The organism is Mycetohabitans sp. B2, from assembly GCF_021733735.1.
In the GTDB taxonomy this organism is placed as follows: domain Bacteria; phylum Pseudomonadota; class Gammaproteobacteria; order Burkholderiales; family Burkholderiaceae; genus Mycetohabitans; species Mycetohabitans rhizoxinica.
Genome location: NZ_JAHKSP010000050.1, coordinates 78,304 through 97,348, shown reverse-complemented (window position 1 = coordinate 97,348; position 19,045 = coordinate 78,304). Strand labels below are relative to the sequence as shown.

Sequence of the window (19,045 nt, the reverse complement as noted above, 5' to 3'; positions counted from 1 at the left end):
AAAGCGCTTCTTCATGTTCGTCTTCTTCTCCGAAAACGAACTTTACTAAACTCCGGCCGGCACTGTTTGCCGGGGGCAGGTCAGAGCCAGCTTTTGAAAAGCGTTGACTGGGCGAGTTAGGATGGACTAGTATGAATTAAGAGCGTGTTATGTACTTTCAGCGAGGCTCGACGCAGACAGTGTTTTGTCAGCAGCGCGAGTATTCGCGGCCAGTCTGGACAAGCTTGATGCTAACGTGAGTCTGCTCTTGTCGGAAATTGAGGCTGGCGGCTTGTCAGAATTGTCGATGCGGGCAGCTTACGCTGCAATGGCTCGCCATCTACCGGCTACCTATCATGACCCGTTCGATTGGCTTCTTGTTGCACAGGCGTTGTTTGAACCGTTGCAATTATTGATATCCGATGGCCATTTATTGAAATACACTGATTTTGTGATTTCCCTATAGGGAAAAGAATCCTATTTTAGATTTCGCGGGACGTAGTAATGGAGTGGTCAACTTTTAGCTGAGGGTAATGGAGATCATCGATGGGCAAGCCGATCGTCGTGACGGGCGCTATGCTGGTTTTTCCGGTTCAAATTCAGGATGTACTATTTGTGCCTCCGATTCCTCCACGACCCCTGTCGGGAAGCGGTTTTGCCAAGGTGAAGGGGCGGCCGGTTTGTCAGCTTGGCGATGAAAAAAAAATCATCGTGACAGCTAGCTATCAGACGGCATCGGCCTCCATTCCAGGCGTCGCTATTCTAACGGTCACCCAGGCCGAAACCGCTAAGCGAACAAAGAGTCCACTGCCTGTCATTATTGCGCCCAGCTGGGACGTTCTATGTACTATCACGGTTCCGGCACAAATACCGGGTACGCCTCCCGTTCCCCAACCCCATCCACCCGTTTCGGGTAAGGCTACCGTGATGGCCAATCCCAATATCAATGTGATAGCGAACTAAGGCATAGGGTGCCCATCTATCTAAAACCACTTTATTCTCACACCATTTTCTCGATAAGCATCATGAAGGCTTTATCTGAAGCACAGCAAGCATTCATTCAGGTCTGTAACATCTGCGAAACAGATGAAACAATCGCGTGCATTCCCTTAATAATCCTCATGGGACTAAATAAAACTTTAGTGTAGTGTGATTTACTTCTATAAAAATGAATCGATCTTTATTCCGATAGCAGGTGGCATACGATAGGATATGCGATTGTATGCAGTTCATCTTCTCATGCTGTTCAATGATAGGAATAACATGACGTGAGGAACCATAAACTTAATGCGACTGAAATCATAGCGGTGTTACAAGCACTCCGCGAGGGTGAGACGGTGCCTCAGATTTGTTGCCGATGGGGTATCAGTGCGACGACGCTTTATCAATTAAAAAGAAGTTATGACGGTCTGAGTGTACCTGTATTTGAGCGTATCACCGCACTGACGCGGGAAAACGCGCGGTTGCGCCAGCGTGTGAAATCGCTTGAACGCGATAGTGAAGTGCTAAGCGAGGCGCTTCGAGCGCAGAGTCTCAGCACACACAAGCGTCGCAGGTTAATCGATCACCTAAGGCAGCATCTCACCGTGAGTCTGGCGCGTGTATGTCGCTTAGTAGGAATGTCGCGCACCCTTTATTACTATGAATGTGGCGAACTAGGAGGAGAACAAGATGGCCCGGCCTTTGACCAAAGCTCACTAAAATTGCCCAAAAGTAGCCTTACTAAATCGGACAGGCTTCGAGGAAATGAGCAAGAAGACAAGAATGATTCTTAAGAAACGCCTTGTACAGGTTGCAATGAGAAGCCGAATTCCGCCGCTCGCCGATGTAATTGTTTGATAACTTGCTCCCCGTAGCGCTGTTCGTAATGATCTGCTCCGGGGTCCAAGTACGTCATGCCGAAACGCATCGCGCTGTAGAGCAGCACTGCAACCTTCTGGGGCGTGGCCGTTCGCCTTCGCCTTACCCGCGAACGCTTACGTGCCTGCTGCGCTGGGAAGCGCCATGAGATTGGTCGATGACGCGTGCGCACGCTACGGGCAATCCGAAATCATAAACACGAACCAAGGCAGCCAGTTTACAGCGAACGCGTTCATCGAGGCCGTGCTAGGCCGGGGCATCCGAGTGTCAATGCAGAGCAAAAAGTTGGCGTGACAATGTGTCGTCGAACGAGGGTGGCGAAAAATTACAGAAAAATGTCCGAACAACCGAGGCCACTTCTCTCGTCTATTACAAGAATAAATTGTACTAAACTATTTTTCGCACTGAACTAAGCTTTTAGCCACGGCGATACACTGCCGACTGCGAACGAAGCATCACTCGGGCGATGCTGGTGCAGGAACCGAGTCAGAGGTGAGGGTCCAGCGCGAACCGGGTGAATTGTCAAAATCACGAAGCATAAAAAGGATATGAAGATGACAATACTAAATTGGCTTTTATCGCTTGCTCAGCCGCGGGCGGGTGCCGATATTCGAAGCGTTGAAGCTCGACTTGCTTAGCCGGTCAATCCATTCTCTCAATGAAGCGACGTATTACCGCCGATGAGCTGGGCGCGTCTGTCAGCGGATCAAGATATCGCTGAGCGGCACGGTAATGTCGTTTCCACTAATACGCAATACGCGCCAGTCAAACGGCACAGGCTCATGATGCAATCGGGACGCAAGGTTTCCTAATAAACAATAAAGGAGAGGTTATGGCAACCACGGCAGATCAAATCGCAACAGATTACCCGATTCCGGTTTACCGGTTCAAAGTGACGCTTGGCAAAGACGAGATGGCGTTTAGTAATGTCTCGGGGCTGGATTTGGGATTTGAGACGATTACCTACAAGGATGGAGCGGGACATGTGTACCGGATGCCCGGGCAGAGCAGTGAGTTAAATATCACGTTGCGGCGGGGCGTGATCAAGGGTAAAAACGAGCTGTATGACTGGATTAGCAAAATATCGAAGAATCTGATCGACAAACGGGACCTCTCGATTAGCCTAACCGATGAGGCGGGCACCGCGTTGCTGGTGACGTGGAATGTGACAAATGCATTTCCGAGCAAATTGTCGGGGCCAAGCTTTGATGCGACAAGCAATGAGGTGTCGATCGAGGAGTTGACGCTCGTAGCTGACCGATTGACGATGACATTCCACTGAAAGCGCGATCAGCGGCACATGCCGCCAGTGCCTATCCTGATTGAGGTGAGAACATGGCTTACGATTGGCCGGGTGTGTATGTCGAAGAAGAGCGGGGTTTGTCTTTGGCGATCACTAGCGGGGCGACCGCGGTGCCGGTGATTGCGTATGAACTTGAAGGTTCAACTGGTAAAGATAAAGACAAGGCGGTTAATAAAGACCTAATTTCGGCGCCGGCCCGCATCGATTCGTGGATGGCGTTCATGAATTTACCCGGTGTTCAGACCGTAGCAGAGGCTGAAGCAGAAAATCCTCCTAAGAAGCGTCTGCTTGATTGCCCGCTTTATATCGCGTTAAAAACCTATTTCGACAATGGTGGTGGCTATTGCTATGTGTGCCCGACGAACGGAAAAGGTGATACTACCGACACCTTAATCAAGATTGTACCCGAGCTGGATGACGTGACATTAATTGTCCAAGCGGGGGGACCCAAATTGGCAGACGCGGTCTTTACGCCAGGCACAGGTTTATGTGCAGAGGGCAAATCGCGCTTTGCGATTCTGGATGGTCCATCCATCAAGCTTGACACGGACCCCAGTAAGAGCATGACAAAGGATTATCCTAATAGCTCATATGCTGCTGCGTACTATCCCCCATTGCAGGCAAACTGGGCAACGTATGTCACGAAGGATAAAGAGAAGGATGTGCAGGTCATAAAGGATATCCCGGTAAGTGCAGCGGTTGCTGGTGCATACTGTTCTGTTGACCGTGACCGGGGCGTGTGGAAGGCACCAGCCAACGTTCCGTTACAAGGCGGAGTCGTGCCGAAGTTTGTCGTATCCGATGCAACTCAGGGAATCTACAATCAATATACCAAACCCCTGAACATCATTCGCTGCTTTCAGACAGGCGTGCCATTGGTGTGGGGTGCGCGCACGCTGGCGGACGACAGTGAGAAGGAGCGTTGGCGATACGTGCCGGTGCGGCGGCTATTCAGTGCGGCGGAAAAAGATATTAAACGGGCGATGGCGTTCGCGGTGTTCGAACCGAATAACCAGCCGACGTGGGAGAAGGTGCGGGCGGCAATCGACGCATATCTGCATGGTATTTGGAAGGCAGGCGGGCTCATGGGCACGAAGCCGGAGGAGGCGTACTTTGTGCGGTTAGGACTGGGGGTGACGATGACGCAGGCCGAGATCGACGAAGGCAAAATGATTGTTCAAGTTGGCATGGCGCCTGTGTTTCCTGCGGAGTTCATTATTCTGCGCTTCACTCAGGACATGCACGCCGCGTAATGTGAGTGCTTGGTCGAGCGGATAGGATGTACTAGAAAATTAAGAAATATAGAAATAGTGAGGATAGTCATGGGCGGACCTTATAAAGTTCCTGGCGTATACATCGAAGAAGACCATTCGTTGTCGCTGAGTGTGCTGTCTGGTGCAACGGCCATCCCAGTGTTTGTTGGACAGTTTTATAAACCCGCGGAGAAAGAAAAAGATCCAACTCAAATACCAGACGGTACAGACCCTGTAGCCTGCGTCAGAGTGAATAATTGGGCTGAATTTACTAAGCAATTTCATAGCACGCTCAATTTAAAGCAGGCTACGCTCACCGTGTCTGACAATACTATTACAGGTAATCCGTGGACCGTTATGCCCGACTCCGCCAGCGCCGTATCAGTACAGGCGTATTTCGAAAATGGTGGCGGGCCGTGCTATGTTTTATCAATTAAATTGGACACACAACAAGGCGATATTGAAAGTGCGATTCTGGCTTATCCTGATATTTCGCTGCTGTGCTATTGTGGAAATGAACCATCGGAGCCGGAAATCGTAAAAACCACCTTTAAAAACTTGATTGATCCGCAGAAAAACCTCGGCTATTTTGTGCTGACGGACGGCTGTCTGAAAAAGGGTAATCCAGGTCAAGAAGATGTAGACGTAGTCGATTTCGGTAATAAGGAACAGGTTGCGATTTACTATCCAGCATTGCAGATGAGCTATCAGATGACGATATCTGCAGAGGAGAATATTACATTATCTGGAAAGTTTAAGAGTTTTGGTGGTAATCCTCCATTGCCGAACACACTCAAAGCCCTGAAGGCGTATCAGCCGCAGCAGCCAAATAAAGAGGCGCAGCAGAGGGACAAAGAAGAACTGATTGAAAAGATTAAGTTGCTATTAGCCGTTCCTCTTCGTGCAAGTGGGGTCATGGCAGGCGTCTATGCGCGTACTGATGCATTGCGTGGCGTATGGAAGGCCCCGGCGAATGTGACCTTGTCGTCGGTAAAAGGAACGGTGTGGCCTTGCCCAAAGCCCGGGGATGTAACCAACCAAACTAAAGCGCCTCAGCCGGTGAAGGTTACCGATGAGGTTCAGGAGAAACTGAATCCAAAAGGCATCAATGCAATCCGATATTTCACGAATCAACAAGCTTATGTGGTTTGGGGAGCCCGGACGCAGAATGGTTACGACGACAATCCTGATAAGCGTTGGCGTTATATCCCAGTGCGGCGCTTATTTAATGCAGCTGAACGGGATATCAAGGCCGCGATGAGGCAAGTGGTGTTCGAGCCTAACAGTCAGCCGACATGGGAAAAAGTTCGTGCGGCTATTGATACTTACCTGTACGCGATATGGGGCAAGGGCGGCTTGCAGGGCGCGAAACCGGAAGAGGCGTATTTCGTGCAGGTAGGCAAGAATGTGACGATGACCGATGCCGATATCCGCGCGGGCAAAATGATCGTTAAGGTTGGGATGGCTGCGGTACGTCCGGCCGAATTTATTATCTTGCAGTTTTCGCAGAAACAGCAAGACGAGTGAGCGCTTGAATTTGGCACACCGAGTGCTGCTTGGAGGCATTGAGATGCGTTGAGTTTTACGAATTTTGGAGTTCGAACAGTGCATCACGAACAACCTGGTGTCAGTTTCAATTTTCAAGAGGAAGCCCGTACGACGACACCGGCCGATACGACGGTGCCATTGTTTGCTGGCTATACGAAAAAAGATCCGGAGTCACAGGATCCAGAATTTAAGTGTCCAAAATCACCTGTTCTGCTAAATACATTTGAAGACTTTACGCAGGTTTTTGGTGGTTTTCCGTTATCTGGCAATCCATTGGTTCCGTTGACACAGGAAGCCGCTTTCTATTACACCGTGAGGCATTATTTTGATAACGGTGGTAGTGCATGCTATGGTGTTTCATTGGGAAGCTATACGGATTTGCCAGAAGGAGACGACTATTACGCACGGCAAGAAATTGCTGATTGCATCACCAGAATTGACTGGAATCATCTTCTTGAGCAGGCGCTAGATGCAACGCTACTAGCGGTGCCCGATATGGTGATGCTATCGGCACCCCGGTACTATCAGGCAAGCGACAGCGGCCGGTTGAGCAATCAAGAGGAACAGTCGGAAGATGTAGACCGTTGGATGTCGGTGTGGCAAAAGTTATTAAGCACAACCCAATCCCATCGGCAAGTTTTTGTCGTGCTCGATGCGCCGGACAATCCGAAGCTTGTGCGCCAGTGTTTGAATGGACTGGCTTCAATGGATGAGGCACAGCGGGCGCGCGGTGCAGTGTATTGGCCGCGTCTGCAAACGAATTATTACGTCGATTACGATGACGGACACCAGCGGATTCGACGCCAAATCGTCGTTCCACCCTCAGGCGCTGTAGTTGCAGCGATTGGTAAAACAGACCGCGATCGTGGTATTTGGAAAGCACCGGCCAATATTGAATTAACCCAAGTGATTCGGCCTAACTATCGGAACTGGCGTGATGTATTGCTTTCTGAGCCGCCGCTATTCGATGAAAATAAAATTAGCATTAATCTGATTCGAAGCTTTGTCGGGCGCAGAGTGCGTGTATGGGGCTGCCGCACGTTGGTTGCTCCACCGTTGCCGGACCGGTGGCGCTACGTCCAGGTGCGGCGCACGCTGACCTATATCGAGACCACATTAACGAACATTGGCCGTTATACGATGTTCGAGCCGAATACCCCGATTACGTGGACGACGCTCAAAAGCTTGGCGCGTGCCTGGCTACGCGATCTATGGCTCGCGGGCGGACTGGCTGGGGCACAAGAAAGCGATGCGTTCCAGGTCTTGTTAGGACTTGGCGAGAGCATGACGACAGAAGATATTCGATCGGGCCGGTTAATTCTGATCGCGAAGCTTGCGATGCAATATCCGGCAGAGTTTATCGAGCTGCGCGTGTTGTTTCAAACGAGCAGCGATGCTGTGCTAACGGAATCGACGGAGAAAGCGACATCATGAGCAGTGCAATATTATCAACTGCCGAGGCGATGGCTAAGGCGCCGATTACCGGTGATTTTTACGTGCATAGCCACCGGTTTTTAGTCCAAGTCTTTGCTAAGACGAATTGGCGATTCACGGGTAATCTTCAAGCGCTCAACGTACTGCCAACGGTCGTTGATTTTCGTTTTCAACGCATTAGCGGACTGGGCCGGACAATCCAAACGCAGATGTATCATCAAGGTGGTGATCCTATTAACCAGATTCACTTACCAAAGGAACTCACACAGGAGAACATTGTTTTGGAGCGCGGGGTCACGACATTATCGCCGTTGACGACAATGTTCATCGACACGATGCGCCAATTCAAAAGCCGGTATCTAGTGGTGGCCATCTTGTTGCTCGATTCATCGTCGTTGCCGCTGTGCAGTTGGATTTGCATGGACGCGTTGCCCGTGAAGCTGCAATGGGGTGAACTCGATGCCAATAGCAACACCGTCTTGCTTAATACGATGGAGCTTGCTTGCCGGGATGTGCAGTGGATGGGGTTGGTGGCATGATCGAGATTCATGAATTAATCATCGAGGCGCGCATCGGTACGCCAGGGACACGGAGTGTGCCGGTGACCGCATTGGGTACGGCTGCGTCGCCCATACCTCCTCGGGAAGCAGCGCAGAGTGAGGCGCGCTGGATGGATGCGATTGTGCGGCAGGTCATTGAACAATTGCGTGATGAATGGCGCAGTGATGTTCACGGAGGTAGCGTATGAGCGGGAGCGATCAGTCGCTGAAGAAATTGAAAATGACGCCCTATTTGCTGGACAAGGGGGGAGCGCTCAAGAACTTGGCAGGGCCTTTCGAAGTTTTGTATAACCCCGAGTCATTGACGATTGGGTATGGTGCGAATTTTCGGGAAGAGTCGCTAGCCGACAGCTCCAATGCTCGCGTCAAATTCGGCGCGGTGACACCCAGCACGCTGGCGGTAGAGTTGATCCTAGACAGCAGCTTGCCAGACAGCAAAACAAGCGTCGATGAGCAGCTGACTAGTCTGTACATCACGTTTTTTAGGATCAACGGTGCGGTGCGTACGCCCAACATTGTTAAGGTCGAATGGGGCAATTTTGGCTGGGCGGGGCAAATGAAGTTTACCGGCTGGATGACGAACATGACGGTGAAATGTTCGCTCTTTGACCGCAGTGGCGCGCCTCAACGTGCCAATCTCTCAGTCCACTTTCTTGAAGAGTTGGAGTTGGATATGGGAAGCAAGGGTGGCAGCGGCGGCAATGTGTCGCAGGGGGGCGGCCAAGGCGGTAGCAGTGGTAGTACGCGGCAAGTCAGTATGTTGTACGAGGGCGGGCCCGTTCCAGATGGTGCCGCATTGGCTCATATTGCCGAGGGAGCGTGGTCTGTGCCGAGCCAAACAACGGCGAGCGATTATCTGTCGTATGCCCGTGAAAATGATCTGGATAGCTTGGAGGCTTTGACACCCGGCCAATTTTTGCGTGTGCCTGGCGCTAGGGAGGCGTGATGGCGCTTCCCTTTGCGAGTAAAAAATTTGACATCCAGGTGCAAGGCCAGCCGCTGTCCAAGCTCGGTTTAACGGTGATTGAAGCGGAAGTTCAGTATGCGGTCAACCGGATTCCAATGGCCCGGTTAACGTGCCGAGTGGATATAGAAGATCCAGCCAACAGCTGGGCATCGTTGAGCCAGATAGACAAAGCATGGCAGCCAGCTCATACCGTCAAGATCAGCTACACGGATGAAACGGGCACGCGCGTTCCGATTTTTGATGGGATGGTCGCCAGGCCACTGAACCCGAGCTATGTGCAACGGCAACTAACGTGCCAGCTCGAAGTGGTCCATGAGTTGCAGAAAATGGCCAACAGCCACCGCAGTCAAGTGTTGACCCAAAAAGGTGAAAAACTCACCGATGCCCAGGCTCTGCAAAAGCTGTTCAAGGAGCACGGCATCAAGGTGAAAAAAATCGATGGCATGACAGTTTCGCACGCACAGCTGATCCAATGGTCTTGCTCAGACTGGGCCTGGTTGATGAGCCGGATTAGCGCGTATCCGGTCTGGTTGATCGGTGCTCCCGAACAATCGGTGTCGATCCTCAAACCGGATATTGGGCAAGCGCCCCAAGGCCTCGTCTTAAAAGCGGCGAAGCAGAATGCCGGGATCGAGTTGCGTGATATGAAGTACCGGCGTGATAGCCGAAGACTACCGAACCAATTGAGCGTGAATTATTGGGATGTCGCGCAGCAGAAAAGCCAGTCTGTGAAGGCGAAATCTCCGGCAGTCGGATCGGGCGTATTCAAGCCGCTTACCTATGCTGCATCCGATGCGATGCACTGGACACTGAACTCAGGCTTGCCGCTTAGCGAGACGGAAGCGCAATTTTTCGCGGATGCCCGCTTGCTAGGTTGCCAACTGGCGGGTACCCAGGCGGAGTTCACGGTGGATTGGAGTGAAGCAACGGCTAAACTGGCACCTGGACAAACCCTAGAGTTGTCAGGCTATGGCACTTTTGATGGCAAGGGGCTGATTGCCGAAGTGCGACACCAATGGATCGGTGCTGGCCAAGGTAAGACGATCGTGACGACGGGCCGGCCTAACGCCGTGATCGGCCTTCAGCTACCTGAGATCGATGCGCCCTTGATGCCAAGGGTTCAAGGTATGGCCCCCGGTGTGGTTGTGAAGCCTGGCCGCGAAAAGGACCCGACTGGCTGGGGGGGGATGGCGGTGCGCGTACCGGGTCTGGGAGGCAAGCCAGGGCAGGAGCCGCCGGTCTGGGTGCGGCCCGGCATGGCCTATGCAAGCAAGGGCAGCGGCTTATGCTTGTATCCGGAAGCCGATGACGAGGTGATGCTGGCATTTCTGAGTGACGATCCGCGTTTTCCAGTGATCGTCAGCGCTGTGCATAACCCGAAAAACAAGGCACCGTTTGAGCCGAGCGAGAAAAACGAGCAGAAGGGTTTGGTTTTGGCGAAAGACGGCAAGACACAATTCCAATGGCTTTTTGACGTCAAGGACGGTGGCACGCTGACGTTGGAAGCGCAGAAGACGGCACTGGTACTGTCCAAGGCAAGCCTGCGAGTGCATGGCGAAGAGGCGTTCGCGCTTGATGCAAAAAAAATCACGGTGGAAGCCAAAGAAGGTCTTACCCTCAAGAATGGTCAATCCGAGATGAAGATGGGCGGGACCTCCCTAAGCGCCAAATCGCAAACGCTTTCGTTGCAGGGCTCAGCCAAGGCTGACCTCAAAGGCGGCCAGGTCAATTTGGGTTAATCGTATGAATGGAGGGCAGGATGGCGGACGGACCTCAAAATCAGCTTGGATGCGGCTGGAAGTTTCCGGTGCAGTTCGAATGTGTCTCCGGCGAGCCAAAGGCAGCACAAGTGATGATGTCACGCGATGCGGACAATATCAAAGAGAGCCTGCAGGTACTGTTTAGTACGCAGCCGTACGAACGGGTGATGCGCGCAGGCTATGGGTGTGATTTGCAAGCCTTTGTGTTTGAGAACATTAGCGATGGGCTGCGCACCGAAATTCGCCAGATGATCAGCGACGCGGTTCAAACCTACGAGCCCCGGGGCACGCTGGTCTCAATTGATTTCAGACCGGACAGCAATTCGCCGTGGACACTCAATATCGATATTGCTTACCGGATCCCCCTGAACAATACGGTGCAGCATGTCGGTGGCAGGCTGAATTTCGGCAGTCCGCAGGGAGGTTGGCTTGCACAAAGAGCAGCCGGATAAATAGAACGTTCTTTTACGATCAGCATAAAAAAACCTATTATGACAGTGAAGAAGACATTATCGCCTCAAGAGTCGTTCATACTGGATCAACGCGATTTGGCATGGCACTTAAAGACTTGGCGAGACTATGTAGCTTTGCTGCCATTTGATCATCCGTTTGCCACGCCGGGCAGTTTTGAGAAAGACGATAAGTCGTGGAAGAAGTTCTTTTTCCCGTCCGATGAAGCCGGTGATTCAGTCGACCCCGTCGCGGCCTTACTTAAGGCGGTAGCTCAGCCCAATGGCTTGCTGCCCCCCCAGCAAGCCTTTCTGGTCGCATTTTTAGTCTCGCTCAACGTGCCGCGAGACCTGTTCAACACGATACCGGCTCGGCATCGCGCGCTTTATTACCGGGACGAGCTCGGTGCACGGGAAAGGTCTGCCGTGCCGGATCAGGTGATGCTGTCATTCACGCCAAGCCAGTCAAGCTTGATGTTGCCGGCCGGTGAACGGTTCAGTGCGGGCCAGGATAGTGCAGGGACACCATTGGAATATCGGCTCGATGAGGACGTGTGGGTGAACCAGGCGATGCTCACGGACGTGTGCTGGTATCAGTCGGAAAACCATAACGATAACCCTCAAACCCAACATCCTGCCACGAAGCGGGTGGTGCTTGATACGCTTGATCAGTCTGCCACGGTGTGGCCAAACGAAGAGGTGCGGCTATTTAGTTACGATCCTCAAAGGGACCAGACCGTGGTGCGCGGGCGCGTGGTTGCTTCGCCGGTGCTGGCTGTCGCGCAAGGGGAGCGCGAAATCGAGGTGACGTTTGATGGCGTTGGCGGTCTGATGGAAGAAGGCCAGGAGCTCAGTGCATGGATAAGCGGAGAGAAAGGTTGGGTTCCCCTAAAGAGACTCATCATCATCGATATGCCGCCTGATGGCCGGAAGGCGGCGTTTGTATTACAGGCCGATCAAGGCGCAATAGCGGTGCCCGCAGGGTTGGATGGCTTTAATGATCCCGTGCCGTTGCTCAAGATAACGTGTCCATTGGCCGATATTCCACGTGTTAAGCAAATTAACGTTACGGTGCGCAATCCTACCCAGGTGATGATGGCGACCGATGACAGTGTGGCAGAAACGGGTAAAAAGAGCACGCCATTCGGTGAATTTCCCGCATTGGGCAGCAGCCTGTATTTAATGTCCCCGGACTGGTGCAACAAGCCGGATTGTACGTTGACCATCAGGCTGAATCCGGCGTGGACGGGATTGCCCATACAGAATTTCCACGATTGGTACCAATGGGACAGCGTGGGCGGCCAGGGTGGAGAGTCTGGCTACGCCATTTATGGTGGTAGTGTACCCGGGAATAATCAGGCGTTCATGGTCAAAATGACGGTGGTGAATGGTCAACCAGAAGGTGGAATGGTCCCGTTATTCGAAAATCAATTGTCGGCAGACGCTCCGCCGCCGATAGGTGCTTTGCTGGCCTTTAACGAGATTAAGACACTCACCGCCCCCATCATTGAAAGTACCGATCCGCACGACTGGACACAGTATCTTCGTTTCGAATTAACGGGCCAGGATTTTGGGCATGCCGCTTATCAAAATTCACTCGTCGCGCCGCAATATAAGAAGACGCCTACGATTATCGAACTCCATCCTCCGTATACGCCGCGGTGGACATCGTTATCCGTGTCGTATGAGTTATCGACAACAAGCCAGCCTACCCGGCATTCGCTCTCGCCTCCGTCTGAATCGGGTTGCGCCATTGCTTCGCCGGCGCTGGCCGTTGCGGGCGGGCAGCGTATGATCGAAGTGATGTTTGATGCCTCGATCGGAGCAAGAGAAGGCTTGAGTGCATGGGTGAGCGGAGAGAACAGAAGTTGGATTCCCTTGCAGAACTCCGAGGAGATTGATGATGATAAAAAGGCTTCGTTTGTATTACAGGCTAGTCAAGGCGCAATAGCGTTGCCCGCAGGGTTGGATGGCTTTAATGATTCTATGCCGTTGCTCAAGATGATGCATGCGTCGGCTGGAATTCCAGGTGTTACGCAGATCAACGTAACCGTGCTCAATTCTCCCCACGTGCTCATGGCGACCGATGGCGGTGTGACGGAAATAGATAAAGAAAACAGGCCATTCGGTGATTCCCCTGTATTGGACAGCAGCTTTTATTTGATGTCGCCGGACTGGTGCAACAAGCCGGATTGTCAGCTGACAATCACACTGGACCCAAGTTGGATGGGATTGCCCACGCAGAGTTTCCAGAGTTGGTATGAATGGGACAGCGTTGATGGCCAAGATGAGAAGTTTGGCTATGCCATTTATGGCGGTCACGTACCCGAGAATAATCAGGTTTTCACGGTCGAAATGGCTGTGGCGAGCCGTCAACCGGCAATGACGAGCAATTTATCAGATGACGGTAGACTTCCGCTATTTGAAGACAAATCGCCGGGAAACGCTTCGCCACCGATCGGTGCTTCGTTAGCCTTTAACGCGATTAATGCGCTGACCGCCGAGATCATCGAGGATGCCGACCCGCGCCATTGGGACCAGTACCTTCGTTTCAAACTGACGGGCCAAGACTTTGAGCATGCCGTCTACCAGAGTTCTTTGAATACACCGCTCTATAAGAAGACGCCTACGATTATCCGGCTTCATCCCCCGTATACGCCGCAGTGGGCCTCGTTATCCGTGTCGTACAAACTATCGACGGCTGCACTCGATACCCAATACCGGCTTACGCCATTTGGTCATTGTGCGGACGATGCGCCAATGGCCCACGAGTTGGGCCAGCCAGCGCGTCAATTAATGCTGGGTTTCACGGGGATACAACCGGGGCAAGATTTGGCGCTGTACTGGAAAGTACGAGCGGCCAATCCTGATGTGCTGTTGTCTTGGGACTATCTTTCCCAGGACAAGGATAAAAAGAGCTGCTGGCAAGCGCTGGACATGCAGGTGCATGATAAAACAGGAAAATTGTCAACGTCCGGCTTATGGCGGACAACGTTGCCGCACGATGCGAGCCACCAGGACCCGGCCATGCCCGCAGGGCGCTACTGGGTACGCGCACAGTTCAAGCCGCCTGCCCAGCACGAGCACGATGGGGAGCAGGATGATTTTGCGGTCAGTGACGATGCGGTGAAGCCTTCTGATTTTCCGTGGCTGTTAGGCCTGAACGTCAATTGCATGACGGCTACGCTTGTCAATGTTGAGCATATTGCCGCAGATCATCTGACCACGCCCCTGCCTGCTGATACGGTCACGCGCAGTGTTGAGCCCATCGAAGGTCTGCAAACTATCACACAACCCTGGCCTTCCGAGGGCGGCCAGCCCGTGGAAGCAACAGGGAGATTTTATCAACGAATTGCCCAGTGCCTGCATCACCGCGGCCGTGCATTGACATGGGGCGATATCCGGCAATTGCTCACGGAGCGTTATACGGAAATTCATGACGTACGAGAGGCCACCCCCCGCGTGCAAGACAAAGATGATCCGAACGCTTATCCTTTAATTCAGCGTCTGGTCGTCATTCCAAAGCCTGATCAATCCGATAGCGGTGACCGGTTGCGTCCTGCGTTCAATGCGTCGCGGCTGAAGCAGATGAAACAATTTATTCTCGGCAGAGCGACGCTATGGCTTAACCTTGAAATCGGCAATCCAGCTTATCGCGATGTCCCGCTCGCCTATACAATCGACTTTACTGCCAGTACGAATCCTGATCAGGGCTATCGGCAAGTGGCACAGGCGCTCAGCGCCCAGTATATGCCTTGGGCCAACGGCTCCAGTCCGGGTGAAGTTCGTACGGGCGTAACACTCGACTACTATGCGATGCTTGCTTTCATCGAGCGTTTGCCGATTGTGATGCGGGTAAAGAGCCTATTGCTCGATGGGCAAGCGCGAACCGTTGAGGCAAACGGTCTAGAGGCGCTGGTACTCACGTTTGGCGAACGCACGTCAACGCTTTTTGGTCAACCACAGCAGGTGAAGCTCCCGGCAGACTATACCCTTGTTGGCAATCGCGTACGCGTTAGCCACGACGGCCAGTATCTGGCGGTCGATGTGACTAAGTCGCCTGACACGCCGGCCATTGCCATTTATGGACCAGACAGCCAATGGCGCCACATTGAACTAGATGAACTAGAAGCCGGACAAGCGACCATATTTGAGTTGACTGGGCCGCATGCCTGTCCTGGTATTGCCTATCTTCGCGGTACTGCCGTGCAGTTTGATCAGCTCAATAACCAGCCGTTTGGCATCGGCCCAAGCTTCGAGGTGGACGCAAAAGAAGGCGCTGTGACGGATCTCAGCGTTGAGGACAACGGGCAGTTTATCGCTGTGGCTCAAAAAGAAGGATATCTTCGTTTCTGGACGCTCAATAACAATACGTATCAGAAAGTGCGGGAGGATCCGATAACGCTGCCCGATTGGAACGATCGCCAGATTAACCTCAATGGCGGCGGAACACTTCCCTTAGTCGCAAGCTGCAAGGACGATACGGGTGTTTATGTGTACCCGGACGTGGTCCATCATCCTAATAAGTTTGTCCAACTAGAAAGTGCTTCAAGTACCGTGTCCACTCTTAGCCGGAACGCGCAGGTGATCGCGTGCGCGTATCAAACGGATATCACTATTAACCAGATACAAAACGGCATCTGGCAACGTGCCGGTAAGGGCATTTCATTGGGCCAGCCGGTGACCAGCGTGAGTCTGAGCGATACCGGCTATGTTCTGGCCGCCGGCGCTGATGATGGTAAGCAGGTTGAAATTTGGATCGGTGTGAATGGTTCCGATCCTACCTTGTTGCAAACGCTTGAGGCGGAAACAGGATTCGGCACAAGTGTGAGCTTAAGTGGCAATGGCTTAATACTTGCAATGGGCGGCGAGCAAGACTCGATCCTATTGTATCGCCGGGCAGCAGAGTCAATATGAGCCCGCTGTTGATCCGACGGCACACACCGTCTACGCGCCAGGGAATAAACACTTTTATCGGCTGGGGCTTATCGCATGGATGACGTTGAACAGGAATACGACGCGATTCACTTTGATAGCCTGTGGGCCACGGCATTGGATACGTTGCGTACGCTCGCCGGTCAACAATGGACCGAGTTTGGCGAGCACGATCCAGGTGTAACGTTCTTGCAGGCGCTCACCTATAACGTGGCCGATCTAGCCTACCGGCACACGCATCCGCTCAAAGATTTGCTGACGCTCAGTCCCGATGATGTGCAACGGCGTCAAGAAAAGAATCGGAAGCGAATTTTTCCATTGACGTTTGGTCCAGATTGGGCGCTAACCTGCTCACCGGTCACGGAAAACGACTATCGGCGCGCGATTCTGGATTTGCGCTCGGATGAGGCAACGCAGGCTGCAGCCCTATCGCAGGGCTTTTATTTTATGGATGCGCAGTTGGTACGAGAGCCTTTTGATCTCAAACAGATATATAGCTATCGGTACAATGAAAACAATCGATGTTTTCAATTCGATTTCAATCTGCCTTCCAATCATTCGCAACTTGAGACCAATCAATTCTGTTTGTTAGGCGGATACCACTTATATGTGGCGAAGCAGCGCGGCATCGATAAAGGAGAAGCGAAGGAGGCCTTGCAAACGTGTCTGCGAAACAATCGTAATCTGTGTGAGCAGGTGCGCAGGATCATCTGGCTCGAGCCCCAAAATGTGGACGTGCAAATCGATATCGAACTCGATGATGAGTGGCAGGATCCGGTCAAGACAATGGCCGCCCTTTATCAACAAGTCGATGCTTGCATCAGTTCACCGACGATGCGCGCGGGGGCGCCGCAGCTCATCGAGCAAGGCATTTCAGCGGAGGCCGTCTACGATGGTCCACGATTACAGAACGGCTGGATCACCTCAATTCCCGATCCCGTTGACTACACGCAGTCCCGTGTCGTCGATATTAGTGGACTTGCTCAGTCATTACTGGCGCTTGCCGGGGTCGATAGGATGATGAACCTGCAAATCGGCGATATACCGTCCTGGACAATGGTGATTGACCCGGCATGTTATCCGGTCGCCTGGGGGGACGATCCGATTGCTTCGTTAACCGGTACTTCGTTAACCGGTAAAACTGGTGAGTCACCTAAAGTCCGCTTATTTAAGCGAGGCGAACTACAAACTATTGACCCAGAAGCTCTCAAACAAGCGATCCAAGATGCGCAGCCCTCCATCGTCACGGACACACCGACGGGTGTGCCGATTGGCCGTTGGCGTGGCGATACTTACGCACCGGCGAGCAACCGCATCCCGCCATGCTACGGCTTGCAGGATGATATTAAGCCCCAAGGGGTTGATGAAAAAAATCGTTTGCAGCGCCAATACCAATTCTTTTTGCCATTCGAGCAGTGGATCGCAAATGGCATAGCGCAAGCGGCCAATGTTGCCAAATTATTGGCATTCGACCGGTACACCTTGAAGCAAGCTTCGCCAGGGAATGTATGGGGATATCAGTGGCCCTATTTGCCGGATTCTCGCTTGAATGACTTGTTCGATCACTGGAAAAAGGACCTAACCGATTGTATGGTCGAGCGTTCGGAGGATGGGGTCAAAGAACTCGCGATTATCGACTATCTTCTGGGGTATTTTGGGGTTCAGCAAGGTCTAGGCGTGTTGCGTGATAAGGCGCGGCTTTGTGAATTTATTCAGCTTCAGCAAGGCTACCTCGAACATGTTTGTACGCTGACCTACAACCGTGCCAATGTCCAGATCGGCCAGATCTCCGATCTTCAGAAGCGAATTGCCGCTCGATTGGGCATCGGCGCGGAACTCTTTGCCCTGACTCGCGGCGACAAGCTGAACAATTTGCCGTTCTACTTAATCGAATATTGGCTGTTGTTACCGACGCAACCCAGAAAATCCATTCATTTGGGACCCGCGTCTAACGCAGTCATTGAATTTTTAGACGAACAGGAAACGGAGAAAAAAGCACTAGCTCTGAGCTTTGGAGAGGGGGAAGACCTTCCCGAAATTGGACAACTCTTTAAAATGACTGTGACAGGCGGCCCTCCACCGCCCGACGTTAGTGTTTATCCTTGGGCGGTCGTTTCGAATGTAAAGGCTGACGGAGGGTCTATTACGCTATCGTTTGATCTGCAGCACAATAACCAGCTGTATGTCGATGCCGAATACATTGTGGATGGTGTATCCAATAAAGCGTGGCAGCTGTCTTGCGAGACATTGAGTGAATGGATGTGGGGCGTTGATTATCCACTCGTCTATACCGCTGATCAATCTGGCTTATTAGATGATCATCGAAAGCGTTGTCAAATCGCCTCTAGCGCGACAGCGATCCAGATCGGAGACACAATCAATATTCCATCTAATCCAAACATTCCGGGTGGTTTAATCGAAGCGGTTGTCGAGCAGGTGAACATATCGCAGGGCACCTTTGTAGCAAAATGCGCGACTGGCGCCCAGTGGCCAGGAACCAACGGAGACGGCAAAACACTTCGGCGCTGCTACGTCAAGCGTTCGTTACCCCTGGCAGACCAGTTTTCGTTTAGCATCGGCGTCGTATTGAATCGCGAGAACGAGTGGTTTTCTCCGTCTTCTGAATCCAGCGACGTTATTGAGTGGGTCGAGCAGGTTGTGCGGGATGAAGTTCCGTGTCATATCCAATCGACTGTCCACTGGTTGAACCGTAGCGCGTTCCGTTCCTTTGGACATGCATACAATGGTTGGCAAAATAGCGGTTGTCCGTTTGGCAATGAGGCGTACCAGCTGCTAGAGCTCTTGTCACTGAGCCGCTTGCCGGATCAACCGGCTGGTATTGGCACGGTCTCTCTCTATAAAACAGATGGAGATGTGCATCTTAATCCTGATGGGACATATCAAGACGAAGAGGCCATTAAGAAAAATGAAGTGATGTATATTTTAACGGATAAACAGTACTAGACACCATGGGATATTTGAGCGCGACGCTGCTGA

Annotated in this window: 14 protein-coding genes; all 14 read left to right on the top strand. The window is 52.3% G+C overall.

Annotated elements, in window-relative coordinates; all coding sequences use genetic code 11:
* Positions 1 to 235 precede the first annotated feature (235 nt).
* The 14 genes from KPG66_RS13415 (at position 236) to KPG66_RS13350 (ending at position 19,012) form a co-directional block, all read left to right on the top strand.
* A complete protein-coding gene (locus KPG66_RS13415) occupies positions 236 to 445 on the top strand; it encodes a hypothetical protein (protein WP_237071156.1) in 210 nt (69 codons plus the stop codon).
* 80 nt (positions 446 to 525) lie between these two features.
* On the top strand, positions 526 to 942 hold the full coding sequence (locus tag KPG66_RS13410; RefSeq protein ID WP_237071155.1) for a hypothetical protein: 417 nt from the start codon (positions 526 to 528) through the stop codon (positions 940 to 942).
* A 305-nt stretch (positions 943 to 1,247) separates the two neighbouring features.
* Positions 1,248 to 1,754 carry a transposase gene (locus KPG66_RS13405; RefSeq protein ID WP_237071154.1) on the top strand — a complete coding sequence of 169 codons (507 nt, stop codon included), beginning with the start codon at positions 1,248 to 1,250 and terminating at the stop codon, positions 1,752 to 1,754.
* Positions 1,755 to 2,671: 917 nt separating this feature from the next.
* Positions 2,672 to 3,121, top strand: a complete 450-nt coding sequence (locus KPG66_RS13400; protein ID WP_013433794.1) for a phage tail protein — start codon at positions 2,672 to 2,674, stop codon at positions 3,119 to 3,121.
* Positions 3,122 to 3,174: 53 nt separating this feature from the next.
* Positions 3,175 to 4,395 (top strand): phage tail sheath family protein, encoded by a 1,221-nt coding sequence (locus KPG66_RS13395; RefSeq protein ID WP_237071153.1) that lies wholly within the window; start codon positions 3,175 to 3,177, stop codon positions 4,393 to 4,395.
* 69 nt (positions 4,396 to 4,464) lie between these two features.
* Entirely contained in the window at positions 4,465 to 5,922 is a 1,458-nt protein-coding gene (locus KPG66_RS13390) for a phage tail sheath family protein (protein WP_237071152.1), read from the top strand.
* 78 nt (positions 5,923 to 6,000) lie between these two features.
* Positions 6,001 to 7,377 (top strand): phage tail sheath family protein, encoded by a 1,377-nt coding sequence (locus KPG66_RS13385; protein ID WP_237071151.1) that lies wholly within the window; start codon positions 6,001 to 6,003, stop codon positions 7,375 to 7,377.
* On the top strand, positions 7,374 to 7,916 hold the full coding sequence (locus KPG66_RS13380; RefSeq protein WP_237071150.1) for a phage tail protein: 543 nt from the start codon (positions 7,374 to 7,376) through the stop codon (positions 7,914 to 7,916). Before KPG66_RS13385 ends, KPG66_RS13380 begins: the two co-directional genes overlap by 4 nt.
* Positions 7,913 to 8,125: a DUF5908 family protein gene (locus KPG66_RS13375; protein WP_237071149.1), complete on the top strand. Its 213-nt coding sequence runs from the start codon at positions 7,913 to 7,915 to the stop codon at positions 8,123 to 8,125. Before KPG66_RS13380 ends, KPG66_RS13375 begins: the two co-directional genes overlap by 4 nt.
* Positions 8,122 to 8,883 (top strand): CIS tube protein, encoded by a 762-nt coding sequence (locus tag KPG66_RS13370; protein WP_237071148.1) that lies wholly within the window; start codon positions 8,122 to 8,124, stop codon positions 8,881 to 8,883. The genes KPG66_RS13375 and KPG66_RS13370 overlap by 4 nt, the downstream gene beginning before the upstream one ends.
* On the top strand, positions 8,883 to 10,643 hold the full coding sequence (locus KPG66_RS13365; protein ID WP_237071147.1) for a phage baseplate assembly protein V: 1,761 nt from the start codon (positions 8,883 to 8,885) through the stop codon (positions 10,641 to 10,643). Before KPG66_RS13370 ends, KPG66_RS13365 begins: the two co-directional genes overlap by 1 nt.
* A gap of 8 nt (positions 10,644 to 10,651) precedes the next feature.
* Positions 10,652 to 11,116, top strand: a complete 465-nt coding sequence (locus KPG66_RS13360) for a GPW/gp25 family protein (protein WP_237071146.1) — start codon at positions 10,652 to 10,654, stop codon at positions 11,114 to 11,116.
* Positions 11,117 to 11,155: 39 nt separating this feature from the next.
* Complete coding sequence (locus KPG66_RS13355; protein WP_237071145.1) at positions 11,156 to 16,030, top strand: hypothetical protein; 4,875 nt, start codon at positions 11,156 to 11,158, stop codon at positions 16,028 to 16,030.
* Between the two features lie 75 nt (positions 16,031 to 16,105).
* Complete coding sequence (locus KPG66_RS13350; protein ID WP_237071144.1) at positions 16,106 to 19,012, top strand: hypothetical protein; 2,907 nt, start codon at positions 16,106 to 16,108, stop codon at positions 19,010 to 19,012.
* Positions 19,013 to 19,045 lie beyond the last annotated feature (33 nt).